This window comes from Nocardioides sp. L-11A (assembly GCA_029961745.1).
Lineage (GTDB): Bacteria > Actinomycetota > Actinomycetes > Propionibacteriales > Nocardioidaceae > Nocardioides.
This window is the reverse complement of record CP124680.1, coordinates 2,325,793-2,352,212: the sequence shown is the minus strand read 5'-3', so window position 1 is coordinate 2,352,212 and position 26,420 is coordinate 2,325,793. Positions and strand designations below refer to the sequence as shown.

The following is a 26,420-nucleotide window of genomic DNA, read 5'->3' as shown; positions in this document are numbered from 1 at the left end:
GCCTATGCCCCCTTCGTGGATCCGGCCAGCGCCACGGGCTGCTCGGCGACCGTCGCCGCCAGTGCCTCCCCGAACGCCGCCAGGGTCTGGTCGATGTGCGCCTCGGTGTGGGCGGTCGACAGGTACCACCGGCCGCCGGGAAGCACGAAGATCCCGCGCCCCAGGAGCTGCACGGTCAGCCGGTCGTAGAACCCCTGGTCCGTGGCCAGGAACCCGTCGAAGGTGTCCGCCTCGCTCACGCCGGGCGAGCACTGGACGACCGGGCCCACCTGACGCACGGACGCGGGCAGCCCCTGCTCGGCGAAGGCGGCGCGCAGCCCGTCGGCCAGCCTCGCGCCGAGCCGCTCGAACGACGCGTAGACCCCGGGGGCCGACAGCGCCTCGATGGTGGCACCGGCCGCGGCCAGGACCACCGGGTTGCCGTTGTAGGTGCCGGCGTGCACCACGCCGCGCTGACTCTGGTCGATCAGCTCGGCCGAGCCCGCGACCGCAGCCAGCGGGTAGCCGCCGGCGATCGCCTTGGCCAGGGTGATCAGGTCCGGTCGTACGCCGTACCGGCTCACCGCGCCCCCGGAGTCGATCCGGAAGCCGGTGATCACCTCGTCGAAGACCAGCACGGTGCCGCTTCGGTCGCAGAGCTCGCGGAGACCGGCCAGGAAGCCCGGGGGCGGCTCCAGCACCCCGGAGTTGCAGAGCACCGGCTCACAGAACACCGCCGCGCAGTCGTTGTCGGGATCGGTCAGCACCCGGCGCACGGCCTCCAGGTCGCCCCACGGCACGATCACGACGTCGTCCAGGACGCCGGCGGGCTGGCCCAGGCTGCCCAGCCCGAGCTCACCGTCGGCCCCGGGCCGGTAGCCGACCAGGAACGGGTCGGACCAGCCGTGGTAGTGCCCGGCGAAGCGGACGTAGCGACGGCGCCCGGTGGCCGCCCGCGCCAGCCGCAGCGCGACCTGGGCGGCCTCGGACCCGGTGTTGGTCCACAGCAGCCGCTCCGCGCCCGGGATCCGGGCCAACACCTGCTCGGCCACCTCCGGCTCGAGCAGGTGGCCCGCGCCGTAGGACGCACCCCGCGGGATCTGCCGAGCCACCGCCTCGGTGAGGCCGGGGTGGCCGTGCCCGAGGATCACCGGGCCCCAGCCGAGCACGTAGTCGAGGTAGTCGTGCCCGTCGAGATCGGTCAGCCGGGCTCCGGATCCCCCGCGGAAGAAGAGGGGGTGCGGCTTCATCTGCGCGCGCAGTCCGGTGGATACACCTCCCCCCACTGAACGCTTGGTTCGTTCCCATGCCTCGGCCGAGGCGGGCCATGAGGTGATCGGCATCTCAGTCCTTCTGTTTCCTTGGGTGGGTTGGCGGTAGACGCACAGGGGCTAGCTCGGGTCCGGCGGCTCGCGTCGCGGCGAGTACGCGACGACGTCCACCTCGAACTTGATCTCGCCCAGGCAGTGCTGGATCGTCGTCCGGGCCGCGCCGGGTCGGGCGAAGAAGGTCGGGAAGAGGGCGTTGTACTCGTCCTTGTGGCGTGGGTCTCCGAGATAGGCCCGCACCTGGACGACGTCGTCCATCCCGGAGCCGGCCAGGGCCAGCGCCTGCGCGACCTTGCCCATCGCGAAGGTCATCTCCTCGGCGAAGGGCCGGGGGTCGTAGGCCCCGCTCTCGTCGACGCAGGCGTGCCCGGAGACGAAGACGAAGTCGCCGGCGCGGACCGCGGGGGGATACAGGTGGGGCACCGGCCCCTCCCCGATGTTCACGGCGCCGTTGGCGCGCTCGGCGGTGGTGGCTCCCTGTCGGGAGGGAGCGGACGGGTCAGGCATAGGTGGCCTCCGGCTCATAGGGGTACATGGGGCGCATGCGGTGGGAGTAGCTGAACTCGTGGACGGAGAGCCGGGTGACCCCCGGCGTGTCGACGACCAGCACCTCGCCGCAGACCGGCGCGTAACCGGCCCGCGGGCCGTTGACGCCCTTGGCGACGATGGCGCGCAGCCGCGACGGCTCCAGGCCGACGGCGGTGAGCTGGGCGGGGGTGATCGGCTGCACGAGCTTCGAGGTCACCACGACCAGGACGCCGCTCCGGTCGCGGAGCGCGACCATCGCGCCGGCGTCGAAGTACCGCAGCCCGCCGTGCGCCATCCGCGGCTCCTCGTAGCGACCGTCGGAGCGCCCGACCAGGCGGGCCCGCAGCGCGACCGGGCTCCCGTCCTGCTCGATGCTGCGCCCACCGACCTCGACCTCGACCTGCTCGCCCACCGTCGCGGCGTCGAGCGAGGCCACGGCGGCCGGGTCGTGGATCACCACGGCGACGTCACCGGCCTCGCGGCGTACCAGCTCGGCGAGCAGCACCGTGGAGTCGCCCGGCCCTCCCCCGCCGACGTTGTCGCCGACGTCGAGGACCAGCATCGGGCGCCCGTCGCGGTGCGCGAGGATCCGGTCGATCGCGACCTCGATGCCGAGCCCGTCGCCGCGCAGCTCCTCCCGCCGGCCCCACACCTGACGGGCCAGGCGACGGGCGACGTCGCGCGCCGCGTCCGGCCCGTCCCGATGGCACGCGACCACGGACATCCCCATCTGGGGCACGTCGGCGTAGGGGAAGCCCTCGACGAGGCTGCAGTCGAGGACGCCGTCCTCGGCCTCCAGGTCGGCAGCGATCGCCAGCAGATCCGCCATCGGCCCGTGGGCGGTGTCCTGGCTGGTGATGCCGACGACGAGCGGCAGCCGCTCCAGGGCCAGGCCGGGCCGCTGCCCGGACCGGATGATGTCCAGCACCAGGTCGCGGCACTCCCGGCCGCGCGCGCGGGCGTCCACGTGGGGATTGGTCTGGTAGGGCACCAGGACGTCGAGCTCGGACACCATCGCCTCGGACAGGTTGGCGTGCATGTCGACGACCGCGCCCACGGGGACGTCGTCGCCGACGACCTCGCGGACCCGCCTGGTGATCTCGGCGTCCGCATCGGCGCAGCCGTCGGCGACGGCGGCGCCGTGCAGGCCGAGCAGGACCCCGTCGAAGGGGCCCTGCTCGGCGAGCACCGTCACCATCTCGCCGACGATCGCGGTGAACGCCTCGGCCGTGATCGGTCCCCGGGGGTTGACCCAGGCACTGACCAGCGGCACCAGCCGGACCGATGCCTCGAGCCCGTCGGGCTCCAGGAACCCGGCGAACGTCGTCTGGGCGTCCCCGTGGTGGGCGACCAGCTCCGCTCCGCGGTGCAGGCCGCCGTCCTGGTAGAGCGCCAGGTCGGCCTTCTGCGAGGAGAAGGTGTTGGTCTCGTGGCCCAGTCCGAGGACGGCGAGGGTGACGGTAGGGGTCACGGCAGCGTCACCGTCACCTCACGGTTGGTGCGGACCGCCCGGAGCAGGGTGCGCTCACCGGTGTGCGGGGCGATCAGCTCCACCGCCACCACGCGGGCACGGCCGACCCCGGCGTACAGCTCGTACGGGACGCCGCCGCCGTAGCTCTCGTTGGGCGTGAACTCGCGGCTGTAGACCAGGTCGCGGGCCTTCGGCCGGTTTCCGGGGCTGTCGTAGATCCGTACCGTCGTGCCGGGGGCCAGCTCGGTGGTGGGCAGCTTGATGGTCAGCCAGTTGCCGTTGCGCTCGGTGCGGTTGTCGAAGTAGCGCGAGGGCAGCTCGGGGAACCACTCGGCCATGAACGAGTCGACGTCGCCGTCACGGTCGAAGTCGCCGTTCACCCCGGTCGGCCAGTAGCGAGGGATCTTGGCGTTCTCCCACTGGCTGAACTCGGGCGTGGGCACCCGCTCGGAGCCCAGCCCGGTGGGCGTGGCGAACTGCGGAACGCCGCCGGAGACGCCCAGGTGCTTGAACACCGCGGGCGTGGTGCCGTCCTTGACGGACACGCCGGAGACGATGTCGAGCCAGCCGTCCTGGTCGGTGTCGACCAGCGTGATGTGCGCGGACTTGCTGTCGATGGCGCCGATGCCGGTCTCCTCCGTCACGTCGCGGAAGCGCGGGTTGCCGTCGGTGTCGTTGCCCTCGTTGAGGTAGATGTGGATCGGCTGCGGCCACACCGTGGTCAGCCCGGGATAGGGGTGCGCGCCGATCACCACGTCCGGCCGGCCGTCGCGGTTGAGGTCGGCCACGGCCATGCCGGCGGACTCGTCGTTCCAGCCGCCGGTGCGCATGGTGAACATGCTCGCGTCGGCCTCGGTGAAGCTCCCGGAGCCGTCGTTGACGAACAGCCGCGCCCGGCCGTAGGTGCCGGCGCCGGCGGGGTCGGACTGCTTGCGCAGCGTCCCGCTGACCAGCAGGTCCGGAGCGTGATCGCCGTTCAGGTCCGCCGCGGACGCACCGAGTCCGCTGATGTCGGCCGGCAGACCGGACTCGGCGGTGGCCTCGTCGAAGGTGAGGTCGCCGTTGCCGAGATAGAGCCGGCTGGACGACGGGCCGAGCTGGGTCTGGTAGTAGATGTCCTCGACCACGAAGAAGTCGAGGTTGCCGTCGGCGTCGTAGTCGGCCACCGCGACGGTGCGCGCACCGATCTCGGATGCGACCCGGCGCGGCTCGGCGAAGCTGCCGTCCACGTTCTCCAGGACCACGACGCTCTGCCCGTTGGTCGGCGGCGGCACGTTGTTCACGTACTCGTAGGGGTAGTACTGGCTCACCAGCAGGTCGAGGTCGCCGTCGCCGTCGAAGTCGGCGAAGGAGCTGCCGCTCGAGTTGCCGTCGCGCAGCTCGGGGAAGGAGTCGTCCGCGGTGAAGCCGTCCGGACCGCCCAGCAGGAGCCGGTCGGGCGAGATCTCGGTGGCACCGCGGGTGCCGAACCGGAAGAACTTGTCCCAGGCCATCTGCTGATAGAAGCCCCCGACGTACAGGTCGAGGTAGCCGTCGCCGTTCACGTCCGCGGATGCCGCGGTGTGGGCGAACATCCCCAGCAGCGGCTCCCACAGGCCCTTCTCCCGCGTCTGGTCGACCAGGACGGCCTCCGTCGGCGTCGCCGGGCCGTCGACCTCGGCGACGGCCGTGGGGACCGCCGTCGCGGCCATCCCCAGACACAGGGCGGGGCCGAGGAGGCGACCGGCAGTTCGTCGTACTGACATGACTTTCCTTTCATTGGGAGTTGCTTGATTGACTTGATCGACTTGTGGGAGCGCAGCGCGCAACAGGCCGCGGGCCGCTCGGGCCCGGGCTGCGGCAAGGCGTCGTCACCGGCGGGCGGGAGGCTCCTTCGCCAGCGCCCGGCAGTACTCCTCGGCGCGCTCGAGGGCCGTGGCGAGGATCCGCTCACCGCGCTCCGTGCTGGCCGAGCGCGGGTCCCCCCACACGCCGTCGGGGGTGAGCTCGTCGAAGGAGTAGGCGGTGTCCACGAGCGCACGCGGCGGCATCGCGTGCAGTACGTCGATGCGGGCGCCCACCGGGGCCCGGACCCGGTCGGGCCGGAGCAGCTCGGGGGCCAGCACCATCGCCAGGGAGGTCTCGTTCTCGCAGGCGTGTCCGTAGGCGGATCCGGCGGTGCCCTCGGCACAGACGTCGTGGGCCAGCCGCGCCCACATCAGCGAGCCGACCCGGACCCCGTTGCGGGCCCGCTGGTCGCGCGCCACCAGGGAGAGGGCCTCCATGTTCCCGCCGTGCCCGTTGACCAGGACGACCTTGTCGAACCCCTGCGCCGCCAGCGAGTCGATGATGTCGCCGACCAGGCTGATGAAGGTGGCCGGCCGCAGCGTCACCGTGCCGGCGAAGGCCGCATGGTGCTCGGACAGGCCGTAGGGAAGCAGCGGGCACAGCAGTGCGGTGCCGTCCAGCCGCTCGGCCAGCAGGCCGGCGAACCGTTCGGCGATCCGCGCATCGGTCAGCACCGCGAGGTGCGGGCCGTGCTGCTCCACCGCGCCGACGGGCACGATGGCGAGCCGGAAGTCGGCCGCCGCCACGTCCTCCGTGGTGAGCTCGCCCAGCACGTGCCCGCTCACGGCAGTCTCCTCGCGGGCAGTACGAAGGTCTGGAGCTGGCTGAGCGCGTCCAGCGTGTAGGCACCCCCTAGCCGACCGACGCCGCTGCGCCGACCGGAGAACCCGCCGAACGGCGTGTGCGGCTGCCAGGCGGTCGCCACCGCGTCGACGTTGACCATGCCGACCTCGAGCCGTCGTCCGATCTCGAGGGCACGGTCGATGTCGTCGCCGATGATCCCCGCGATCAGGCCGAGCCGGTGGTCGTTGACCATCCGCACCGCGTCCGCGTCGTCGGCGAAGGGCACCAGCATCGCGACCGGGCCGAAGGTCTCCTCGGTGAAGGCGTCGAGGTCCGGGCGGACGCCGCTGAGGACGGTCGGCTCGTAGAACAGCTCCGTCGCGGCGCCCTGGGGTTGCCGCCCACCGGCCACCGCCACGGCACCACCGTCCAGTGCCTGGCGCACATGCCGCTGGACCTTCTCCAGCACCGCCGCGTTGTTGAGGGGCCCCATCCGGGTCGTCTCGTCCAGCGATGGTCCGACCCGCCGGTCCCGCGCGGCCTGGGCCAGGGCATCGCGCAGCTCGTCGTGGATCGACTCGTGCACCAGGATGCGCTCGGTGGAGCTGCAGATCTGGCCCGCGTTGGCGAAGGCGGCCTCGGCGAGCGCCTCCGCGGCCTGCGCGATGTCGGTCTCCGGCAGGACGACCGTCGCGTTGTTGCCACCGAGCTCCAGCAGCAGGGGCTTGGTGCCGGCCGACCGGGAGATGGCGTCACCGGTCTCCGGGCTGCCGGTGAAGCCGACCGCATTGACCCCGCGATGACCGACCAGCGCCGCCCCGACGGAGCCGCCCGTCCCCGTCACCAGATTGACCGCCCCTGCCGGGAAGCCGGCCTCCTCGACGCACTGCAGGATCCGGTCGGCGGTGATCGGGGTCAGCTCCGAGGGCTTCCACACGATGGCGTTGCCCATCGCGAGCCCGGCGCAGAGATACTCGGTCGGGATCGTCGCCGGGAAGTTCCACGGGGTCACCACCGCGAGCACGCCATGCGGCCGCCGCCGTACGACGATGGCGCGGGCGGGGTCGTCGCTCGGCAGGATCTCCTCGGTGAGGTGACGGACCAGCTCCGCCGCGTCACGCCACATCTCGACCGCCGCGGAGAGCTCTCCCCTCGCCTCACCGATCGGCTTGCCCTGCTCGGACGCCAGGTCCCGGGCGATCGGCTCCTGCTGGTCCCCGAGCAGGTCGGCGACCCGGGCCACGAGTCGCGCCCGGCCACGCGGCCCGAGCTCGGCCAGCGCCGCGGTCGCCTCGCCCGCGGCGGAGACCGCGGCGTCCACATCGGACGGGGACGCGCACGACATCCGCGCCAGCAGCTCGCCGGTGGCGGGGCTGCGTACATCCATGGTGGTGCCGTCGGCGGCCGGAAGGCGCTTGCCGCCGATCGCCAGCAGGATCTCCCTCACGGTGCTGTCTCCTCCAGTCGAATGCGGGTTCCACGCTGCGCCGATCGCTCGATGGCGAGGGCGGCCCGGACCGCCTCGGTCCCGTCGGCGGCGCTGCACAGGGGCTCTCGCTCTCCCCGCGCCACCTCGACGAGATGGCGGGCCTGGTAGCCGATCGCTCCGGACGTCCGCCCGTGCATCGTGGGCGCGTACCAGCTGTCCACCGGCACCGGGCCTGCTGCGCCGTGCACGGACAGCCCGGTGCCGCCCTGGACGATCGTCAGGTAGCCGTGCTCGCCGATCACGCTGAGGCCGGTCAGTCCGGCGCCCAGGGAGGCGTCCGGCAGCACCCAGCCCAGCATCGAGGTCCCGTGGGCACCCGAGGCGAAGCTCAGGCGGACCGAGTACAGGTCGTCCACGTCGAAGCCCTGGGAACGCAGCACACCGCCGCTGCTGACCGCGTCGACCTCGGCGATGTCGCCGGCGAACCAGCGGGCGATGTCCATCTCGTGGGTGCCGTAGTACAACGGCACGCTGACCCGGCCGCCCAGCACCTTCTGGTCGCCGAGCAGCCCGATCCGCTCACTGCGGATCGCCAGGACCCGACCGATCTGCCCGTCCGCGACCGCCGCCTGCGCAGCCGCGTAGCGTGGCTCGAACCGGAGGAGGTGACCGGCCAGGACAGGGACGCCGGCGGCCGCCGCGGCGTCCCGGATCTCCGCGGCCGTCGCGATGTCGTGCGCGAAGGGCTTCTCGACCGCGACCGGGAGCCCCGCCCGGATCGCCTCGAGCGCGGCATCGCGGTGCAGGTGGTCCGGTGTGCAGACCACGACCGCGTCCACCCGCGGGTCGGCCAGGGCCTCGAGTCCGGTGGCCCACCGAGCGCCGCAGGTGTCGGCCACCTTCCGTGCCCGCTCACCATCGACGTCGCAGACCGCCACGACCCGGGCACCGTCGTGGTCGGCCAGTGCCCGCACCCACCGGGTGCCCATGAACCCCAGGCCCACGACGGCCACGCCGACCGGAGCCGGTCCGCCGCTCGCCGGGGCCATCAGCGCACCCGCCCGAGCGTGTCCGTCGACGCGCTCCCGGCCCGCTGACGCTCCTCCATCGACGCCAGCTCCTCGGGTCCGAAGTGACACGCGGCGCTACCGCCGCCGCTCCGGGGAGTGAGGGTCGGCCGCTCGGTGCGGCAGATCTCCTGGGCGAAGGGACAGCGCGGGTGGAAGGCGCAGCCGGCCGGCGGATCGAGAGGATCCGGCGGATCACCGTGCACTTCGATCCGGGGCCGCCCCCGGCGGGAGATGGTGGGCACGGCATCCATCAGCACCCGGGTGTAGGGATGCAGGGGATGGTCGTGCACCGCGTCCGCCGGACCGACCTCCACGATGCGACCGAGGTACATCACCGCGATCCGCTGACACAGGAAGCGCACCACGTCGATGTCGTGGGAGACGAACAGCAGCGCGAGTCGCCGCTTCCGCTGGAGCTCGGCCAGCAGGTTCAGGATCTGCGCCTGCACCGACACGTCCAGCGCCGAGACCGCCTCGTCGGCGACGATCAGCGACGGGTCGAGCGCCAGCGCGCGGGCGATGCCGACGCGCTGGCGCTGGCCGCCGCTCAGCTGGCCGGGGAGCTTCTCCTCGGTGCCGGCCGGCAGGCCCACGTCGCGCATCAGCTCGGCGGCCCGGCGCAGGGCGGTCGCCTTGTCGCTCACCGTGCGATGGATCAGCATCGGCTCGGCGACGATCCGGCCGGCCGTCATGTGCCGCGGGAGGCTCGCGTACGGATCCTGGAACACCATCTGCACCTGGCGCCGGTAGGCCGCCTCGTCCATCTCCGGCAGCGGCCGTCCGTCGAACAGGATCTGCCCGGCCGTCGGCTCCTTGAGCCGCAGGATGGTGCGGCTGAGCGTCGACTTGCCGCAGCCGCTCTCACCGACCAGTCCAACCGTCTCACCCGGCTGGATGGTCAGGTCGACACCGTTCACCGCGTGCACGGTGACCGGCGCGCGCAGCCCGCGGCGCACGGTGTATCGGGAGTCCACTCCTCGAAGCTCGAGCAGCGGGGTCATCGCTGTCCCACCTTCCCCATCGTCGGTTCGCTCTCGCCCTCCGCCGCCTGCAGGTGGCATGACACCGCCCAGGCCGGCGCGTGCTCCACGGCCGGCGGGGCGATGCTGTGGCAGATCGTCATGGCCTCCGGGCAGCGGTCGGCGAAGGCACAGCCCTGCCGCGTCGTCGCCGGGTCCGGCAGGTCGCCGGGGATCGTGGCCAGCACGCCGCTCCGGGGCCGACCGGCCCCGGGGGCGGAGGCCAACAGCGCACGGGTGTAGGGATGCGCCGGGCTCGCCAGGACGTCCTCGGTACGGCCCGCCTCGCAGACCTCGCCGGCGTACATGACGACGATCTCGTCGGCCACCTCGGCCATCAGCCCCAGGTCGTGCGAGATGAGGACGACGCTGGTGCCCAGGTCGTCGCGCATCGCGGCGATCTGGTCGAGGACCTGCGCCTGGGTGGTCACGTCCAGGGCCGTCGTCGGCTCGTCGGCCAGCAGCAGGTCCGGCGCCGTCAGCATGGTCATCGCGATCATCACCCGCTGGTTCTGCCCGCCGCTGAGGCGGAACGGATACCGGGCCATCACGGTCTCCGGGTGGCCGAAGCCCACCCGGCGCAATGCCTCGACCGACCGCGCGACCGCCTCCGACCTCGACACCTGCTGGGAGCTCCGGAGGGCCTCCACGAGCTGGAAGCCGACGGTCAGGACCGGGTTGAGCGAGCTGGACGGGTTCTGGAAGATCATCCCCAGCCGGCGTCCGCGCAAGGGCCGCAGGCTGGCCTCGGAGGCCCCGACCAGGTCGACGCCGTCGAACCGGACGGAGCCACCCGTGACGGTGCCACCGCCCGACAGCAACCCCATCACGGCGTAGGCGGTGACCGACTTGCCCGAGCCGCTCTCCCCCACGATGCCGACGATCCGGCCCCGGCGCACCTGGAACGAGACGCCCCGCACGGCCTGCACCGCCCGTCCGTCGCGTCCCGGGAACTCCACACGCAGGTCCCGGACGGACAGGACCACGTCGGCGTCGGTGCCCTCCTCCGCGGCGGTCCCCTCGGGTGCGACAGCGGCGGTACGGGAGGCCGTACGACGCGGACGGGCACGGCGACGGCGTCGCTCCCCCGGCTCGGCGGCCAGGTTGATGGCCAGCACGGCGAGCATGATGGCCACACCCGGCAGCACCGGGAGCCAGGGCGAGCTCTCCATGTTCTGGCGTCCCTCGGCGAGGATCTGCCCCCAGGAGACCGCTGGCGCGGTGAGGCCGAAGCCGAGGAAGCTCAGCGTCGACTCCATGATGATCAGGTGGCTCAGGTCGACCAGCGCGACCGGGGGGACGACCGAGCGGACCTGCGGCCACACATAGGTCGTCATCTGCCGCAGCCGGCTGGCGCCGAGGGTCCGCGCGGCCAGCACGTAGTCCTGGGAGCGCTCCGCGAGGACCCTGCTGCGGACCACCCGGGCGTAGACGATCCACGCGGGCAGGCCCAGCACCAGGATCAGGTGGATCGGCCGCCGATCGGTCATCATCCCGAGGACGACGATGGCGACGAGGATGAACGGCAGTGCCAGCTGGATGTCGCCCAGGCGCATCAGCACCGTGTCCACCACCCGACCCAGGAATCCGGCCGCCATCCCCGTGAGGACCCCGAGACTCGCCCCGAGGAGCATGGCGAACACGCTGATCACCACCGAGGAGCGAGCTCCCAGCAGCATCCGCGACAGCACGTCGCGACCGAGCGAGTCGGTGCCGAACGGGTGCGACCAGTCGCCGCCGTCCCACACCGGTGGGCGCAGGGTGTGGGCGATGTCCTGGGCGTGGGGGTCGTGGGGCGCGAGCCACGGGGCCAGTGCCGCCACCAGCAGCAGGACCAGGATGCCGATCCAGCCCACCAGGCGCAGTCCCCGCGGCGCCCGGCGCCGCCGGGTGCCGACAGCGTCGGGAGCGGCCATTCCCTCCGCCTGCTCGATCAGGGCGCTCATCAGGTGTTCTCCGCTCGTACGCGCGGGTCGAGCACGCTGTAGGTCAGGTCGACCAGCGAGTTGACCAGGACGAAGGTGACCGCGGCGACCAGCACCGCCCCCTGCACCATGGGGAAGTCACGGGAGTTGAGGGAGTCGACGGCCAGCTTGCCGATGCCCGGCCAGTTGAAGATGACCTCGATCACGTAGGAGCCGGCCAGCACCACACCGAGCTGCATCCCGATCAGCGTGACCAGGGGCAGGGAGGCCACCTTGAGCACGTGGATGCCGACGATCCGGAGGGGTGCGATCCCACGGGCCCGCGCCGCCCGGACGTAGTCCTGGTCCAGCGTCTCGAGGAAGGACTGCCGCACGGTCCGGATCAGGATCGGGGTGAGCACCACCGTCATGGTCGTCACGGGGAGGACGAAGCTGACCGGGCCGGTGAAGTCGACCGCGGGGAACCAGCCGAGGTTCACCGCGAAGATCAGCACCAGGATCACCGCCAGCCAGAAGTTCGGCGTCGCCTGCGCGAGGGCGACGTACACCTGGACGCATCGGTCCCACCAGGACCCCGCGGCCAGGGCCGAGGAGATCCCGAGCACCAGCGACAGGACGGTCGAGCACGCGATGATGGCGATGGCCAGCATGATCGTGTTGGGCAGCGCGCCGAAGACGATCGAGCTCACGTCGTACCCACCGAGGTAGGAGCTGCCCAGATCGCCGCGGAGCACCTGGCCGAGGAAGCGGAAGAACTGGACGATCACGGGATCGTCGAGGCCGAGCCGCTCGCGGGTCGCCGCGATGGTCGCCTCCGAGGCGTCGGCGGAGTTCAGCAGCCGGGCCGGGTCGCCGGCCAGTCGCAGCAGGAAGAACACCAGCGCTACGACGGCCAGGGCGACCGCGACCATCTGTGCCACCCGGCGCAGGATCAGTGACAGCATCAGTGGGTGCCGACTACTCGCCGAGGGTGGCCGGGTAGAAGTAAGTGTCGTAGTTGGGCAGGATCTGCAGGCCCTCGACCCTCTCGGACCGGGCGACGGTGAAGTCGCTGTAGTAGAGAGGCAGCGACGGGAGGGTCTCCCACAGGCGCGCCTGGAGCTCCGCGTAGACGCCCTCCCGCTGCGCCGGATCGACCGTCCGCTTGCCCTCGGCGACGAGCTCGTCGACGGTCGGGTCGGCGAGGTGCCAGCGATTGGCGCTGGTGTAGATGCCGACGGCGGAGGCCGGCTCACCGCCGCTCGCCCAGCTGATGTGGTAGAGCAGGCCGGTGCCGTTCTTCTTGGTGGAGTCGTCCACGAGGCCCGCGACGTCCGCGGTCACCAGCTTCGGCTTGAGCCCGACCTTCTCCAGCATGGCCACGATCGCCTGGCCGACCTTGTCCGCCGCGGGAAGGAAGCCGGGAGCGGCCCAGATCTCGAACTCCAGCCCCTCGGCACCGGACTCCTTGACCAGCCGGCTGGCCTCCTCGACGTCCTGCTCGTAGCTCGGTCGGTTCTCGACGTAGTACAGGGTCTCGCTCGGCATGTGGCTCATCGCCGGCCGGCTCTCTCCCTGTACGAGGTTCTCGGTCAGCGACGCCCGGTCGATCGCCAGCATGATCGCCCGCCGCAGATCGGGGTTCTCATCCCAGGCGGCCACCCGGCCAGGGATCGACCACAGGTTGACCTGCTCCGCAGCGGTCATCGACTCCACGGCGATGCCGTCGGTCGACGCCAGGCTCTCGTGGTGCTCGGCCGGGACCCGGTCGATCACGTCGGCCTGGCCGGCCTTGAGCGCGTTCACCCGCGTCTGCGCGTCCCCGACGTACTCCCACACGAGGGTGTCGATGGCCGCCGGGTCGCGCCAGTAGTCCTGGTTGGCGACCATCGTCTTCTTGGTTGGCGTCTCCTTCTCCAGCTTGAACGGACCGGTCCCGTTCGGCTCGGAGGCCATCGCGTCGGCTCCCGCCGCGACGTCCTCCGCCGCGATGATCGGGGTCTGTCGGATCGCATCGAAGATCGACGCCAGCGGCGTCTCGGTGACCAGTCGGACCGTGTTCTCGTCGACCACCTCGACCTGGGTCGGGACCCAGCGGTCGACGAGGATCGACTCCTCCCCGGTGGCGCCCGACGCCCACTCGAACGACGCCTTCACGTCGTCGGGCCCGAACTCCTGGCCGTCGTGGAAGGTCACGTCCTCGCGCAGCTCGAACTCCCAGGTGCGCTCGTCGACCTGCTCCCAGGACGTCGCCAGCATCGGCTCCGGAGCATCCAGCCGACCGGTCGGGAAGTCCATCAGGGTGTCGTAGATCTGGCGGTTCAGGCGGTGCTGGCTCTGTGCCGTGCTCGCGTAGGGCGTCCAGTCGGCCCAGAAGTTCTCGGCGATCAGGAACCGGACCTCGCCGTCCGCAGGACCGCCCGCATCGTCCGTGGAGCCGCCGGTCGGCGAGCAGGCAGCGAACAGAGTCAGGGAGAGCAGAACCCCTGCTCCCATCGTGATCCTCGAGCGCATCGGATAACCACCGTGTTCTACTAGATGGAATGGTCGTTTCACAAAACGTAGAGCGCGGCCACCACAGAAGTCAATGGGCAGTTCGCGAGCCTGGGTCCCGCGACGCGTGAAGGGGGACGGGCGCCGCGCGCGGCGCGGACACGGGGCGCCGGCGGCGGGACGGACGACGCCCACGACCGGACAGCGGCGCATCGGGCGCCCCGGGGGATGCAGAAGGGCCCCCGACCCGCGTCTGCGCGGGTCAGGGGCCCTCATCCGGCTCCCCCGACTGGACTCGAACCAGTAACCCTTCGATTAACAGTCGAATGCTCTGCCAGTTGAGCTACGGGGGAATGCTCGACTCCACCGCGAGGTGGAGCGGGGAAACCCTAGCAAGGCGGGGGCTGCCCCCAGAAATCGAGGTGCCTCTGGAGCCGCGGTCCTCAGACCTCGACATCGGCCCGGGCCGCGGCGAGGGCGTCCTGGACCACCGCGTCGACCCGAGGATCGGCGGGATCCAGGCCGTCGTCGTACTCCACGAACCAGGCCAGCTCACCGCGGGTGCCGGGTGCCCGGCGCGCCAGGATCCGCACCGAGCGACGGCCGGCGACGGGGACGTGGCGTTGGACGGCGATGCTGGCGGTGACCCGCTCGCGGACCAGCTGCAGCAGGCGGCCGGCGTCGTCGAGAGGCAGCTCGTGGACCGGGCTGGACGTGCCGAAGCGGGCGACCTCGACGACGCGCAGCGTCGACTCCTCCTGATCCCAGTCGGCGCTGGCGACCTGCTCCCACGGCACCCGAGCGGGGAGGTAGAGCGCGTCGCGGGTGCCGCCGACCAGGGCCGGGCCGTCGCCCGGGCGCCGCACCTCGGCCCAGGCGAGCAGCCGCTCCCCCGGACCGACCGGGAACGGCGGGCGGCGCGACGGCAGCGGGGCCCACCTCATCGGATCGGCCTCACGGAGCACCCACGATCTTCTCGCGCAGGGTGCGCCGGTGCTGCTCGAGCGCCGCGAGCTCGCCGAACATCTTGTTGTAGTCGGCGGCGTTGTCGAGGGGGTTGGTGCGCTGGAGCCGGGAGCGGACCTCGTCGATCCGGCGCAGCACGGTCAGCTCCTGGAGCCGGTAGACGTGGTGGGCGACGTAGCCCGCGTCGATGTCGCGGTTGACCGGGATCGGCTCGACGGCGAGCGCACTGACGAGTGACGACACCGCCGGGTCGGTGGCGGCATCGCGCAGCCGGGCCACCCAGCCGGGGTCGTTCTGGCCGGCGACCGTGCCGCCGGCGGCGGCGACGAGGTCCCACACCGCCCGGTAGCTGGGGTGGGTGAAGTCGTTGCTTCCGATGTCGGCGGTGGTCCGCCCGATCGCGAGCGGCGCCTGGAGCACCAGCTTGAGGGTCTCGCGCTCGATGCCGAAGCGCGGCTCCCGGAGGTCGGGTACGGCGGAGCGTGGCGCCGGCGCGGCCACCGGCTCCGGCGCGGCCCCGTTGCGGTCGGGCCGACCCGCGGGGGCACTGCCCCGGGCGGCCGCGCGGCGTACCTCGGTCCGGGCCTGGTCGATGTCGGCGCCGACCATCCCCGCCAGCTCGCGGGCGAAGGCGTCGACCTTGGACCGGTCCCGGACGCTGGCGACCAGCTTGGCTCCCGCCCGGAGCGCGTCGACCCGGCTGTCGGCCCGGTCGAGGTCGTAGCGGCCGATGACGTTCTCGAGGACGAAGCGGTAGAGCGGGCGGCGACTGGCGATCAGCTCGCGGACCGCGTCGTCGCCCTGCTGGATCCGCAGCTCACAGGGGTCCAGGCCCTCGGGCGCGACCGCGACATAGGTCTGCGAGACGAACCGCTGGTCGCCCTCGAAGGTGCGCAGCGCGGCCTTCTGACCCGCCTCGTCGCCGTCGAAGGTGAACACGACCTCGCTGCGCAGCTCGGCATGGTCGTCGAGGAAGCGGCGCAGGACGCGGGCGTGGTCGTCGCCGAAGGCGGTGCCGCAGGTGGCGACGGCCGTCTCGACGCCGGCGAGATGGCAGGCCATCACGTCGGTGTAGCCCTCGACGATGACGGCCTGCGACTTGAGCGCGATCGGCTTGCGGGCCAGGTCGATGCCGTAGAGCACCTGGCTCTTCTTGTAGATCGGCGTCTCCTGGGTGTTGAGGTACTTGGCCGTGATCCGATCGTCGTCGAAGATCCGGCGGGCCCCGAACCCGATGGTGTCGCCGTTGGTCTCGCGGATCGGCCACAGCAGGCGCCCCCGGAACTTGTCGTAGAGCGAGCGCCCCATCGCCACCAGTCCGGCGGCGATGGCCTCCTCGGAGCTGAACTTCCGACCACTCAGGTGACGCCACAGCGCCTCGCCGTCGCGCGGCGCGAAGCCGATGCCGAAGGTCAGCGCGGCCTGCTGGTCGAACCCGCGCTCGGCCAGGAACTGCCGCGCCACCAGTGCGTCGGGCGTGCCGAGCTGCTCGGCGTAGAACTCCTGGGCCACCGCATGCGCCTCGACCAGGCGACGCCGCTGCGGCCCCTTCGGCCGGTCGTCGTGGCCGGCCTCGTCGCGGCGCAGCTGGATGCCGTACTTGTCGGCCATCCGCTCGACGGCCTCACCGAAGCTGAGCCCGTCGATCTTCATCAAGAAGGTGAAGACGTCGCCGCCTTCCTGGCAGCCGAAGCAGTTGCCGGTGAGGATGTTGTCCTCGAGCGTGAACGCGTGACCGTCCTCGACCTCCGCACAGAACACCTCCTCGATCCGATCGGTCTCCTCGACGCTCTCGACCACCCAGCCGCGCCGGGCGAAAGCCTTGGCGTTCGCCTCGAACCGCCGGCGATGCGGCTCGAGGAGGAAGAAGCCCCCGTCGAGGTCCTCGTTCACGAGGTGGATGCGGTACAGCTCCGACGGCACCTCACCCAGCCCGACCCGCAGCTGGGACGTGATGCCGTAGGTGGCGATGCCGAGCCGGGTGCAGACCGTGCGGAAGAACTCCAGATCGTCACGATCGGCGGAGTTCATGATCACCGTGCCATCGGCGGCCACGCACCCGTCGGCGGCGAAGTAGCCCGCCAGCCAGCCGTAGAGATAGGGCACCGACTCGTCCATCGACGGCCGGTCCTTGAAGAACCTCGGCAGGTGATGGACCAGGAGGTTGCCGTCACCGCGGTCCGTGGTGTGGCTGTTGGGGAACCACTTGAGCATGCCCTCGTCCTTCGGCGGGCAGATCAGGGCCATCGATCCGGTGCCGTTGCGAGTGCCGTCGCCATAGGTGAATCCGTGCGCGATGCCGAACGGCGACGGGGTGGTCCTCCGGATCCGGGACCGTGGGAACTTCGAGACCAGCCGGTCACCGGACTTCAGCGCGGTCGTCAGCACCTCCCGTGCATTCTTCTGGGTCTTGCCGGACCGGATGAACCATCGATGGCCGTCGGTGGCGTAGAGCTCCTTGCGCTGGCGGTTGCGGGTCACGGTGATCCGATGCAGCCGCTGGACTCCGTAGGATTTGAAGGGGGCCTCGATCCAGTCGCCGCGCGCGCCGAGGATCCGGTGCGTGGCGCCGGCCAGCTCGCGGATCTCGCGGGGCCCGTCCCAGGTCAACACCCGGGTCTCCCCGGCCAGACAATGGAAGAAGCCCCGACTCGGGGTGACATGGAACGACGGGGACTTCTCGTCGTGGAAGGGGCACAGGCCCTTCATCGAGCCACCGCCGGCGTTGCGGAGGGTGACGTACGACGACACCACCTCGTCGATCTTGACCCGCTCGCGGACCGCGGCGATGTCCTCGTCACGAATCCGGCCGGCCATGCCGTGATCCTACTGACGGGGTGCGACCGGACCGCAGGCAGTGGACGGGGCTGTGGACGACCCGTGGATCGGGCCGGGATCCGGCTCCCGCCCGTGACCTCGGCCACGGGTGACTCGTTGGCTTGCCGGGAGGACCGCACGAAGGGGTCATCGGGTCATGAGCGTTCGGGGAGGGACCGGGCATGGAGCAGGCGCCGGCGCGCAGCCGCACCAGCTGGCCGGTGACCCTGATCGTGCTGCTCTTCGCGGTCTCCGCACTGGTCATGGTGCTCAAGGACGGCGAGGACGACACGACGCCGCAGGCCGCGCCGATCTCCTCGCTCGACCTGGACCTGAAGGACCTGCCGTCCAGCTCCACGATGACCACGATCGCGGCCGCGCCGTCCGATCCGCGGCCGATGAACATGCCCAAGGGCACGGTGGTGCACCCCAAGCGGACGACCGCGCTGTACGACGAGCCCGAGGGCACGCCGTTCGCGAAGATCAAGGCGACGCAGTTCGGCGACACCTGGCTGCCGGTCATCACCCGCAACCGCGACTGGGTGCAGGTGCTGCTGCCCTCGAAGCCCAACGGCTCGACGGGGTGGATCCGCGGCTCGGAGCTGACCGAGGCCCGCAGCCGGTTCCTGATCAAGGTGCACCTCGGCGAGCGCTCCCTCGAGCTGTTCGAGGACGACGCGCTGGTCGGCTCCTGGACGGTGGCGATCGGGGCGAGCGGCACCCCGACTCCGGTCGGGCGGACCTTCGTGCTGGGGCAGATCATCGACGACAAGCAGCCGTTCTCACCGGTGATCCTGCCGCTGGGCAGCCACAGCGAGACCCTCGACTCCTACGGCGGCGGCCCCGGCACCGTGGCGCTGCACGGCTGGACCGACCCGTCGGTGTTCGGCAAGGCGGTCAGCCACGGCTGCGTGCGGGTGCCCGATGACGCCCTCGAACTGCTCCGCACCGTCCCCCTCGGGACCGTGGTCATGGTCGACGAGGCCTGACCCCGACGTACTGCTCGATCTCGGGGACCAATGATGAAGATGAAGGGAACACCCATGAAGAACAAGCGGCACCTGGCTCCGGTGGCCGGCGCGCTCCTCCTGGTTGCGGGGACGGCGGCGTCCGTGTCCCTCCTCGCGGGCAGCTCGGCGACCGCGGCGGGCACCCCGTCCTCAGCCTTCGGTCTCGAGCTCTCGATCGCCGGCAACTCCGTGATCGAGCCGCTCCCTGCCGTCACCTCGACGGACGGCGCACCCAAGAGCGACTCCCTCGTGGGTCTTCCCAAGAACCCGGTCGCCAGCGGCGGCATCATCAACGCCTCCGCCCAGAACGGCGCGGCCACGGCCAGCGTCACGGACCTCGCGGTCGGCGACGGCCTGCTCGCCATCCCGCAGCTCGACGCGCTGACCCAGCCGCTCGGCGCGGCCTGCGACGACCTGACCGCAGCCCTCGGCCAGCTGACGGAGCCGCTCGACACCACGCTGCTCGCGCCGCTGCTCACCAACCTGCAGGGCGTGCTCGACCAGGTCGGTACAGCGACCAAGGGGACTCCCCTCAACCTCAGTGCCCTCGGCGCGCTCGACATCAGCAAGCTCACGAAGCTCGAGCTCAACGGGCTGTGCGACGTGCTCCGGGGCAAGCTGAGGATCGTGGGCGCCGGTGCGGTCGAGGCGAGGTGCACGGGCAACACCGGCGCCACCACCGTCGCCGACCTCGCCGCCCTCGGCCTCCCGGTCAAGATCGACACGAAGCAGGCCAACCAGTCCATCAAGATCCCCGACGTCGCGGGCGTGCCGCCCATCATCGAGCTGGTCGTGAACCGCCAGACGGCCAACGCCGACGGCACCTTCACCGTCGACGCGCTCTACCTCAACGTGCTCGACCAGATCAAGCTGACCGTCGCCTCGGCGACCTGCGGCAATGTCACCAGCGACCGGGCCCCCGCGCCCGACGACGCCCCGGCTCCGAAGCCGGTCAAGGACCACGTCCCCGTCACCGGCTGACCTCCACCCGATCGACCCGTCGCGTTCAAACGCGACGGGTCGATCCCTTTTCGACCGGCCCGGCTCGAGCCGGCACGTCCGCGGCCGGGTCAGCCGAGCAGGCGCTGGTGCCAGGCGACCGCACTGGCATCGGTGAGCGAGGCCACCTGGTCGATCACGACCCGGGTGCGCGCCGCGTCGTCGCCCGCGGCCTGCCAGTCGGCGGCGTACATCTCGTCGAGGGCGTCCGGGCCCCGGTCGAGGAGCACGTCCACCAGCGCGGCGAGGAGCTCGCGTTGACGCACCTGGAGAGCGACCCTGTCGGCGTCCTCCATGACGTAGTGGGCGGCGATCCCCTTGAGGACGGTGATCTCGGCCCAGGTGGCGTCCGGGATCACCAGGTCCCCCGCGTAGCGGACGAACGGGCCCTCCGCCGCGGCGAAGGTGGCCTGCTGGACCGCGCCGCAGAAGCGGCCGATCAGGTCGCTGGTGAGGTTCTTCAGAGCCGCGAGGCCCGCCCGTCCGCCGTCGTACGGCGCACGCGGCCAGCTGCCGACCACCCGCAGTCGGTCGAGGACGTCGTCGAGCTCGGCATCCGACGCGTCGGGCTGGTACCACGCCCGCACGGTGTCCCACACCGCGGCCGGGTCCAGCCGGGTGAGGTCGACCTTGCCGGCGACGGTGCCGTCCTCGACGTCGTGGACGGAGTAGGCCACGTCGTCGGCGAGATCCATCACCTGCGCCTCCAGGCACCGCCCGCCCGATGGTGCGCCGGCGCGCAGCCAGTCGAACGCGGGCCGGTCGTCGTCGTACACGCCGAACTTGCCGTTCCCGTCGGTGGCCTCACCGCGACCCCAGGGGTACTTCGTGCAGGCGTCGAGCGTCGCGCGGGTGAGGTTGAGTCCGGCGCCGGGCGTCTTGGCCTCGAGCCGGGTCAGCAGTCGCAGGGTCTGCGCGTTGCCCTCAAAGCCGCCGCACCCGACCGCCAGCTCGGCCAGCGCCCGCTCGCCGTTGTGGCCGAACGGGGGGTGGCCCAGGTCGTGGGCCAGCGCGGCCGTCTCGGTGATGTCGGGATGGGTGCCCAGCGCGCGGGAGAGGTCGCGCGCGATCTGGGCCACCTCCAGGCTGTGGGTCAGCCGGTTGCGGACGAAGTCGTCGCTCTGCGGGCCGACGACCTGCGTCTTGGCCGCCAGCCGCCGGAAGGACGCCGCGTGCACCACCCGTGCCCGGTCACGCTCGAACGGCAGCCGTTCGGGCGCCTCCACGCGCTTCGGCGGCTCGGGCACGATCCGCTCCCGCGCGTGCGCGTCGTACCGCCGCTCCACCTGATCCACGCAGCGACCCTATCGACGGGTACGCCGGCGGGCCGACCGGTCGTTCAGATGTCGAAGGCACGCGCCGGCAGCGCGTCGAGCGGGAGTGGGCGCACCTCGGCCCCGACGCCGAGGTGCACGACCTCGCACGCCACGGCCGCGCGGCGCGCCGCGGCGTGCAGGGACGTCGCCCAGTCCTGGTCGCGCTCGTCGACGGCCTCGTCGCCGGACCGGGACATCAAGAAGGCGACGCGCCAGCCGTCGGTGTCCTCGAGGACACCCCGGATCCACCGGGCCAGACGACACACCTGCAGGTCGTCCAGCGGGCCGTCGAGGTCCGTGAACGTGACCGCGCGCCGCGTGGCCCTCCCGTCGACGAACACGAACAGGCAGGTGGTGCCGGCGGGCGGACGGTCGAGGCGGCGTAGCCAATCGCGCCAGGTCCAGTCCAGGTCGCGCTGATTGCGGATACGCGGCCGAGCATCGCGTCGGATCATGCGTGCAGCATGCCCCGCGGCGGCGGACCGGGTGAACGGCTATCCACAGGCCGCGGCCGAGTGCGTCAAGCGGACCCGTCGCCCAAGCTCTCGATGCCGATCAGAGCAGCGAACCTGGCGTAGTGGCGCATGTTCTCCGTAACGATGGCGCCGGCACCGTGCGCCAGGGCCACCGCCACGACGTTGGCATCATGGACCTGCTTGCCCAGCACCTCGTGGGGGTCAAGCAGGTCGCGAAGCCACCGCAGCGAAGCATCACCCTCGGACAGGAGGCTCATGTCGACAAGGAAGTCATCAACATTCCCCAACGCCTGTGACATCGACAGGCCGAGCCCGTTCACCTCCGGCGGACGAGTGCCCACGACGACGTACTCTCGCACGATCTGCGGAGTGATGGCGAGCCGACGCTCGTCATAGCGGACCAATTCGAGCGCCTGGACATGGTTGCGGCGCCCGGCATCTGTTGCAGCGAGCAGCACGTTGGAGTCGAGCACCACATCGACCGCTGCCGGCCGGTCAGCGCCCGTCGTCGCCATAGATGTCTGCGCGGTCGAAAGGCATGTCGTTGCCCGAGTCGACGATGGTCAGGGCAAGGCAGCGGGGCGGTCGGCCGCGTTCTGGCTCATGGGCGAGGCGCTCCAATGCGTCGCGCAACTCCTGCTGCACCGAGTGACCGTGCCGAGCCGCGCGCCTCTTGATGGCGGCCACGGTCTCCTCGGGAACGTCCCTGATGTGCAGTGCAGGCATGACTGCATGCTACCAATGGGTGCTAGCATGCCCGGGGTTTCAGAAGACCGAGACGTGCACGTGGTCGTAGTGGTTGGCGGTGACCGAGCCGCGGTTCGACATGCCCCGCCAGCCCTCGCCGCCGCGCTCGACCGACCAGATCTTCTGTGAGTAGATGACATAGGAGACGCCGAGGGCCGCGTAGTTGGCCCGGACGAACTCGGCGATCTCCCAACCGACGCCGCCCGAGATCATGATGTCGACCGCCCGGCCGCGCGGGTGATCGCCGCCACCACCGCGCAGCGTGCCGTAGACGCTGACCTCGGGGAAGTTCGCGCAGACCGCCGCGTGCACCTTCTTGATGCTGGCGCTCACGTTCGCGGGCACCGAGGTGCCGTTGGTGCACGCGCCACCGAGGGTCGGGGGCTTCTCGTCGGTGAAGTAGCCGGTGGTCACCCAGCGCGACTTGCCCTCGACGACGACCTCGGCGCGCTCGCCGTAGGTGCGGCCGGTGACGAGGATCTTCTCACCCTCCTCGATCTCGCCGACCTCCTTGGCCCGCTTGTCGGGGCGGGTCCACAGGTTGAGCGGCGCGGAGGTCCACTGCTGCTTCTTGGCCGTGGCGATCGCCTGCGCGGTCGCGCTGTCGGCGAGCAGGGCGTCGAGCTCGGTACCGATGGCGTCGGCCGAGCGGTCGGTGCTGCGGGACAGGACCGGCACGCGGGCGCCGCTGTCGCCGACCGAGCCGGCGGCGGCCTTCGAGCGGTCCACCGCGACCAGGTCGGCGTCGGGGGCCGGGGAGTTGACGACGCCTCCCGCGACGACCGCGGTGGTCGCGAGGGCGGCGAGGGAGCCGGCCAGGACGGCGGCTCGGGGCGTACGTCGCGCGGTTTCCCGCTTGTGGCTGGTGGCCACGCGCTGATTCCTTTGCTGTCGCTTACAGATTCATCCCGAGGACTCTGACCTGCGCCAGAGCATCGTGCGAGTAGAGCACAGAGATCAAGCCTTCAACCAATTGGTGAGACCGCTCGGGCGGTGAGCCGAGTCACCCGGTCCGGCCCGGGGGCTCAACCGCCGGTGGTCTCGTCGACGTCCTCGAGGACGCCGGCGCCGCCTGCGCAGAGCCCGTCGGTGTCGTCCAGCCAGCCCTCCGGGAGCACGACCCGGTGCCGCGGCGCTCCCTGGCGCCCTCGGGGCGCCCCGAGCTCGGAGGCGGGGAACGGCTCGGTGGGGTCCAGGTCGGCGAGGAGCCGGTCGAGGGAGGCGAGCGAGTCGACCAGCCCCAGCGAGCGGCGCAGCTCGCCGCCGGCACGGAAGCCCTTGAGATACCAGGTGACGTGCTTGCGGAACTCCTTGCAGCCCCGCTCCTCCCCCATGTGCTCGCACAGCAGCTCGGCGTGGCGGCGCATCATCGCGGCCACCTCGCCCAGCGTCGGCAGGGTGGTCGCGCCCGGGCCGTTTGCGGAGAAGGCCGCGGCGAGGTCGCGGAACAGCCACGGCCGGCCCAGGCAGCCGCGCCCGACCACGACGCCGGCCGCGCCGGTCTGCTCGACCATCCGCAGGGCGTCGGCGGCCTCCCAGATGTCGCCGTTGCCGAGGACGGGGATGTCGACATGGTCGACCAGCTCGGCGATGGCCGACCAGTCGGCCTGGCCGGAGTAGGCCTGGGCGACGGTCCGGCCGTGCAGCGCGATCGCGGCGACGCCGGCCTCCTGGGCGATCCGGCCCGCGTCGAGGAAGGTCAGGTGGTCGTCGTCGAGGCCCTTACGGGTCTTCATCGTCACCGGAACGCCGTACGGCGCCGCGGCGGCCACCGCCTCCTCCAGGATCCGTCCCAGCAGGTTGCGCTTCCACGGCAGCGCGCCGCCGCCGCCCTTGCGGGTGACCTTGGGCACCGGGCAGCCGAAGTTGAGGTCGACGTGCGCGACGGCGTACTCCTCGCACAGGATCCGGGTCGCCTTGCCGACGTAGACCGGGTCGGTGCCGTAGAGCTGGACCGAGCGGACCTGCTCGGCGTCGTCGAACACGAGCATCCGACGGGTGGTCTCGTCACCCTCGACCAGTCCGCGGCTGGTGATCATCTCGCAGACGTACAGGCCGGCGCCGTGCTCGGCGCAGAGTCGACGGTAGGCGGCGTTGGTGATGCCCGCCATCGGCGCGAGGACGACCGGGGTGGGCACCTCCAGGGAGCCCAGGCGCAGACCGCTCACGATGCCGGCTCGTCCTGCTCGCCCTTGCCCTTGCCGCCCTTCTTCCCGGGCTTGCCCACCGGGCTCAGGTCGCCGCTCCACGCGACGGCGTCGAGGCCGCCGAACGGGGAGAACGAGACCCGCTCCAGGCTCCGGGTCGGGGCGATGAAGTAGACCTGGCACAGCTCGGCGGTCGCGCCGGCCGCGAACGGCGTCGGCAGCGGGTCGCCCGAGCACACCGGCAACTGCTCGGCGGTGTAGTAGTTGGGCGCTTCCAGCGTGGTGCCGTCGTCGCCCCACAGCACGTTGTCGAGGCGCATCCCACCGAGGTCGACGTCGCCGACGTTGGTCACCGCGACCCGCACGAAGTACGGCGTACGCGCGGCGGTCACGTCGTCGACGTTCCAGCCCGGGAAGGACTCCTCGAACGAGGTGCGCTCGATCCGCCGCACCGTGACCCCCAGGACGCCGACCTCGTCCTGGCGGCGCTGGAACGCGACGACGCCCTCCTCCCCCAGGCCCAGGGCGGTCCCCGGCTCGGTGAGCGTGACGTCGTCGGGCACCGGGAGATACGTCTCCGGCGCGGCGCTGGTCGCCGAGGGGCTCGGCTTCGCCTGCTCGGCGTCCTTGCCGTCGTCCGATCCGCACGCCGCCAGGCCGGCGGCCACCGCGAGGGCGAGCGCCGGCACGGCGAGCGGACGGACGACGGTCAGCATCCGACGAGCCGCTCGGCGAAGTACGTCGTGAGCTTGTCGAGCGCGACCCGCTCCTGGGACATCGTGTCGCGGTCGCGCACGGTGACCGCCTGGTCGTCGAGCGTGTCGAAGTCGACGGTGACGCAGTACGGCGTGCCGATCTCGTCCTGACGGCGGTAGCGCTTGCCGATGGCCCCGGCGTCGTCGAAGTCGACGTTCCACAGGGCGCGCAGCTCCGTGGCGACCGCCTTGGCCCGCGGCGTGAGGTCCTCGTTGCGGCTCAGCGGCAGCACCGCGGCCTTGATGGGCGCCAGGCGCGGGTCGAGCCGCAGCACGGTCCGCTTGTCGACGCCGCCCTTGGTGTTGGGCGCCTCGTCCTCGGCGTAGGCGTCGACGAGGAAGGTCATCAGGCTGCGCGAGAGGCCGGCCGCCGGCTCGATGACGTAGGGGACGTAGCGGGTGTTGGACGCCTGGTCGAAGTAGGACAGGTCCTTGCCCGAGTGCTGCGCGTGCGTCGACAGGTCGAAGTCCGTGCGGTTGGCGATGCCCTCGAGCTCGCCCCACTCGGAGCCGGTGAAGTTGAACCGGTACTCGATGTCGGTGGTGCCCTTCGAGTAGTGGCTCAGCTTGGCCACCGGGTGCTCGAAGTGACGCAGGTTGGCGGGGTCGATGCCGAGGTCGACGTACCAGCGGGTGCGCTCCTCGATCCAGTAGCGGTGCCACTCCTCGTCCTCGCCCGGCTTGACGAAGAACTCCATCTCCATCTGCTCGAACTCGCGGGTGCGGAAGATGAAGTTGCCCGGCGTGATCTCGTTGCGGAAGCTCTTGCCGATCTGGGCGATGCCGAACGGGGGCTTCATCCGCTGGGAGGTGACCACGTTGGCGAAGTTGAGGAAGATGCCCTGAGCGGTCTCGGGACGCAGGTAGTGCAGGCCCGACTCGTCCTCGACGACGCCGAGGTGGGTCTTGAGCATGCCGGAGAACTCACGCGGCTCGGTCCACGCGCCGCGAGTGCCGCAGTTGGCGCACACGACGTCCTTGAGGTCGACGTCGTCGGGGTTCGCGATCCCCTTCTTCTCGGCGTACTGCTCCTGCAGGTGGTCGTAGCGGTAGCGCTTGTGACACGACAGGCACTCGGTGAGCGGGTCGTTGAAGGTCGCCACGTGCCCGGACGCCTCCCAGGTCTGCCGCGGCAGGATCACGCTGGAGTCGAGGCCCACGACGTCGTCGCGGCTCTGCACCATCGAGCGCCACCACTGGCGCTTGATGTTCTCCTTGAGCTCGACGCCCAGCGGGCCGTAGTCCCAGGCGGAGCGGGTGCCGCCGTAGATCTCCCCGCAGGGGTAGACGAAGCCTCGGCGCTTCGCGAGGGAGACGACCTGATCGACGGTGGACGGGGGCGGCTTGGCCACTGGA

Annotated in this window: 23 protein-coding genes, 1 tRNA gene and 1 pseudogene; 2 read left to right on the top strand and 23 right to left on the bottom strand. The window is 71.5% G+C overall.

The features are described from left to right. Window positions 1–2: 2 nt before the first annotated feature. The 15 genes and pseudogenes from QJ852_11195 to QJ852_11125 all read right to left on the bottom strand — a co-directional run bounded on the left by QJ852_11195 (window position 3) and on the right by QJ852_11125 (window position 17,614). Window positions 3–1,229: an aspartate aminotransferase family protein gene (locus QJ852_11195; GenBank protein ID WGX98990.1), complete on the bottom strand. Its 1,227-nt coding sequence runs from the start codon at window positions 1,227–1,229 to the stop codon at window positions 3–5. Window positions 1,230–1,370: 141 nt separating this feature from the next. Next, window positions 1,371–1,814, bottom strand: coding sequence for a RidA family protein (locus QJ852_11190; GenBank protein ID WGX98989.1), 444 nt, complete (start codon window positions 1,812–1,814; stop codon window positions 1,371–1,373). After that, a complete protein-coding gene (locus QJ852_11185) occupies window positions 1,807–3,306 on the bottom strand; it encodes a M81 family metallopeptidase (GenBank protein ID WGX98988.1) in 1,500 nt (499 codons plus the stop codon). Before QJ852_11185 ends, QJ852_11190 begins: the two co-directional genes overlap by 8 nt. After that, window positions 3,303–5,051 carry a VCBS repeat-containing protein gene (locus QJ852_11180; protein WGX98987.1) on the bottom strand — a complete coding sequence of 583 codons (1,749 nt, stop codon included), beginning with the start codon at window positions 5,049–5,051 and terminating at the stop codon, window positions 3,303–3,305. Before QJ852_11180 ends, QJ852_11185 begins: the two co-directional genes overlap by 4 nt. A gap of 105 nt (window positions 5,052–5,156) precedes the next feature. Next, entirely contained in the window at window positions 5,157–5,918 is a 762-nt protein-coding gene (locus QJ852_11175; protein ID WGX98986.1) for a creatininase family protein, read from the bottom strand. Next, on the bottom strand, window positions 5,915–7,363 hold the full coding sequence (locus QJ852_11170) for an aldehyde dehydrogenase family protein (protein WGX98985.1): 1,449 nt from the start codon (window positions 7,361–7,363) through the stop codon (window positions 5,915–5,917). The genes QJ852_11175 and QJ852_11170 overlap by 4 nt, the downstream gene beginning before the upstream one ends. Beyond that, the gene (locus QJ852_11165) at window positions 7,360–8,394 is read right to left on the bottom strand and encodes a Gfo/Idh/MocA family oxidoreductase (protein ID WGX98984.1); all 1,035 of its coding nucleotides are present in this window, start codon (window positions 8,392–8,394) and stop codon (window positions 7,360–7,362) included. The genes QJ852_11170 and QJ852_11165 overlap by 4 nt, the downstream gene beginning before the upstream one ends. Further along, complete coding sequence (locus QJ852_11160; protein WGX98983.1) at window positions 8,394–9,416, bottom strand: ABC transporter ATP-binding protein; 1,023 nt, start codon at window positions 9,414–9,416, stop codon at window positions 8,394–8,396. Before QJ852_11160 ends, QJ852_11165 begins: the two co-directional genes overlap by 1 nt. After that, window positions 9,413–11,380, bottom strand: coding sequence for a dipeptide/oligopeptide/nickel ABC transporter permease/ATP-binding protein (locus tag QJ852_11155; protein ID WGX98982.1), 1,968 nt, complete (start codon window positions 11,378–11,380; stop codon window positions 9,413–9,415). The genes QJ852_11160 and QJ852_11155 overlap by 4 nt, the downstream gene beginning before the upstream one ends. Continuing rightward, window positions 11,380–12,303, bottom strand: a complete 924-nt coding sequence (locus QJ852_11150) for an ABC transporter permease (GenBank protein ID WGX98981.1) — start codon at window positions 12,301–12,303, stop codon at window positions 11,380–11,382. The genes QJ852_11155 and QJ852_11150 overlap by 1 nt, the downstream gene beginning before the upstream one ends. Before the next feature lie 13 nt (window positions 12,304–12,316). After that, window positions 12,317–13,834, bottom strand: coding sequence for an ABC transporter substrate-binding protein (locus QJ852_11145; protein WGX98980.1), 1,518 nt, complete (start codon window positions 13,832–13,834; stop codon window positions 12,317–12,319). A gap of 277 nt (window positions 13,835–14,111) precedes the next feature. Further along, window positions 14,112–14,184, bottom strand: a tRNA-Asn gene (locus tag QJ852_11140). Window positions 14,185–14,274: 90 nt separating this feature from the next. Further along, window positions 14,275–14,775 carry a hypothetical protein gene (locus QJ852_11135; protein ID WGX98979.1) on the bottom strand — a complete coding sequence of 167 codons (501 nt, stop codon included), beginning with the start codon at window positions 14,773–14,775 and terminating at the stop codon, window positions 14,275–14,277. A gap of 10 nt (window positions 14,776–14,785) precedes the next feature. Next, the gene (gene dnaG, locus QJ852_11130; protein WGX99449.1) at window positions 14,786–16,915 is read right to left on the bottom strand and encodes a DNA primase; all 2,130 of its coding nucleotides are present in this window, start codon (window positions 16,913–16,915) and stop codon (window positions 14,786–14,788) included. A 513-nt stretch (window positions 16,916–17,428) separates the two neighbouring features. Then, window positions 17,429–17,614 (bottom strand): annotated as a pseudogene (locus QJ852_11125) (CHC2 zinc finger domain-containing protein). Window positions 17,615–17,796: 182 nt separating this feature from the next. Between QJ852_11125 and QJ852_11120 the strand changes: the two are divergent. Together QJ852_11120 and QJ852_11115 are read left to right on the top strand one after the other, a co-directional pair. Beyond that, window positions 17,797–18,603: a L,D-transpeptidase gene (locus QJ852_11120; protein ID WGX98978.1), complete on the top strand. Its 807-nt coding sequence runs from the start codon at window positions 17,797–17,799 to the stop codon at window positions 18,601–18,603. Between the two features lie 54 nt (window positions 18,604–18,657). Continuing rightward, window positions 18,658–19,605, top strand: coding sequence for a hypothetical protein (locus tag QJ852_11115; GenBank protein WGX98977.1), 948 nt, complete (start codon window positions 18,658–18,660; stop codon window positions 19,603–19,605). Window positions 19,606–19,694: 89 nt separating this feature from the next. On the opposite strand, the gene QJ852_11110 is transcribed toward QJ852_11115, so the two are convergent. The 8 genes from QJ852_11110 to QJ852_11075 form a co-directional block, all read right to left on the bottom strand. Further along, window positions 19,695–20,918 carry a deoxyguanosinetriphosphate triphosphohydrolase gene (locus QJ852_11110; protein ID WGX98976.1) on the bottom strand — a complete coding sequence of 408 codons (1,224 nt, stop codon included), beginning with the start codon at window positions 20,916–20,918 and terminating at the stop codon, window positions 19,695–19,697. 44 nt (window positions 20,919–20,962) lie between these two features. After that, a complete protein-coding gene (locus tag QJ852_11105) occupies window positions 20,963–21,394 on the bottom strand; it encodes a hypothetical protein (GenBank protein WGX98975.1) in 432 nt (143 codons plus the stop codon). Between the two features lie 65 nt (window positions 21,395–21,459). Continuing rightward, window positions 21,460–21,930: a PIN domain-containing protein gene (locus tag QJ852_11100; protein WGX98974.1), complete on the bottom strand. Its 471-nt coding sequence runs from the start codon at window positions 21,928–21,930 to the stop codon at window positions 21,460–21,462. Beyond that, window positions 21,911–22,141, bottom strand: a complete 231-nt coding sequence (locus QJ852_11095; GenBank protein ID WGX98973.1) for a hypothetical protein — start codon at window positions 22,139–22,141, stop codon at window positions 21,911–21,913. The genes QJ852_11100 and QJ852_11095 overlap by 20 nt, the downstream gene beginning before the upstream one ends. A 39-nt stretch (window positions 22,142–22,180) precedes the next feature. Continuing rightward, window positions 22,181–23,035: a hypothetical protein gene (locus tag QJ852_11090; protein WGX98972.1), complete on the bottom strand. Its 855-nt coding sequence runs from the start codon at window positions 23,033–23,035 to the stop codon at window positions 22,181–22,183. 152 nt (window positions 23,036–23,187) lie between these two features. After that, window positions 23,188–24,330: a tRNA dihydrouridine synthase DusB gene (gene dusB / locus QJ852_11085; GenBank protein ID WGX98971.1), complete on the bottom strand. Its 1,143-nt coding sequence runs from the start codon at window positions 24,328–24,330 to the stop codon at window positions 23,188–23,190. Further along, the gene (locus QJ852_11080; GenBank protein WGX98970.1) at window positions 24,327–25,025 is read right to left on the bottom strand and encodes a hypothetical protein; all 699 of its coding nucleotides are present in this window, start codon (window positions 25,023–25,025) and stop codon (window positions 24,327–24,329) included. Before QJ852_11080 ends, dusB begins: the two co-directional genes overlap by 4 nt. Continuing rightward, on the bottom strand, window positions 25,019–26,416 hold the full coding sequence (locus QJ852_11075; GenBank protein ID WGX98969.1) for a glycine--tRNA ligase: 1,398 nt from the start codon (window positions 26,414–26,416) through the stop codon (window positions 25,019–25,021). Before QJ852_11075 ends, QJ852_11080 begins: the two co-directional genes overlap by 7 nt. Window positions 26,417–26,420 lie beyond the last annotated feature (4 nt).

What these genes read in the sequence shown, in the direction of transcription:
- QJ852_11195 (WGX98990.1), bottom strand. Translation starts at nt 1,229, where the DNA reads ATGAAGCCGCACCCCCTCTTCTTCCGCGGGGGATCCGGAGCCCGGCTG.
- QJ852_11190 (WGX98989.1), bottom strand. Translation starts at nt 1,814, where the DNA reads ATGCCTGACCCGTCCGCTCCCTCCCGACAGGGAGCCACCACCGCCGAG.
- QJ852_11180 (WGX98987.1), bottom strand. Translation starts at nt 5,051, where the DNA reads ATGTCAGTACGACGAACTGCCGGTCGCCTCCTCGGCCCCGCCCTGTGT.
- QJ852_11165 (WGX98984.1), bottom strand. Translation starts at nt 8,394, where the DNA reads ATGGCCCCGGCGAGCGGCGGACCGGCTCCGGTCGGCGTGGCCGTCGTG.
- QJ852_11160 (WGX98983.1), bottom strand. Translation starts at nt 9,416, where the DNA reads ATGACCCCGCTGCTCGAGCTTCGAGGAGTGGACTCCCGATACACCGTG.
- QJ852_11155 (WGX98982.1), bottom strand. Translation starts at nt 11,380, where the DNA reads ATGAGCGCCCTGATCGAGCAGGCGGAGGGAATGGCCGCTCCCGACGCT.
- QJ852_11150 (WGX98981.1), bottom strand. Translation starts at nt 12,303, where the DNA reads ATGCTGTCACTGATCCTGCGCCGGGTGGCACAGATGGTCGCGGTCGCC.
- QJ852_11145 (WGX98980.1), bottom strand. Translation starts at nt 13,834, where the DNA reads ATGGGAGCAGGGGTTCTGCTCTCCCTGACTCTGTTCGCTGCCTGCTCG.
- QJ852_11135 (WGX98979.1), bottom strand. Translation starts at nt 14,775, where the DNA reads ATGAGGTGGGCCCCGCTGCCGTCGCGCCGCCCGCCGTTCCCGGTCGGT.
- dnaG (WGX99449.1), bottom strand. Translation starts at nt 16,915, where the DNA reads ATGGACGAGTCGGTGCCCTATCTCTACGGCTGGCTGGCGGGCTACTTC.
- QJ852_11120 (WGX98978.1), top strand. Translation starts at nt 17,797, where the DNA reads ATGGAGCAGGCGCCGGCGCGCAGCCGCACCAGCTGGCCGGTGACCCTG.
- QJ852_11115 (WGX98977.1), top strand. Translation starts at nt 18,658, where the DNA reads ATGAAGAACAAGCGGCACCTGGCTCCGGTGGCCGGCGCGCTCCTCCTG.
- QJ852_11105 (WGX98975.1), bottom strand. Translation starts at nt 21,394, where the DNA reads ATGATCCGACGCGATGCTCGGCCGCGTATCCGCAATCAGCGCGACCTG.
- QJ852_11100 (WGX98974.1), bottom strand. Translation starts at nt 21,930, where the DNA reads ATGGCGACGACGGGCGCTGACCGGCCGGCAGCGGTCGATGTGGTGCTC.
- QJ852_11095 (WGX98973.1), bottom strand. Translation starts at nt 22,141, where the DNA reads ATGCCTGCACTGCACATCAGGGACGTTCCCGAGGAGACCGTGGCCGCC.
- QJ852_11080 (WGX98970.1), bottom strand. Translation starts at nt 25,025, where the DNA reads ATGCTGACCGTCGTCCGTCCGCTCGCCGTGCCGGCGCTCGCCCTCGCG.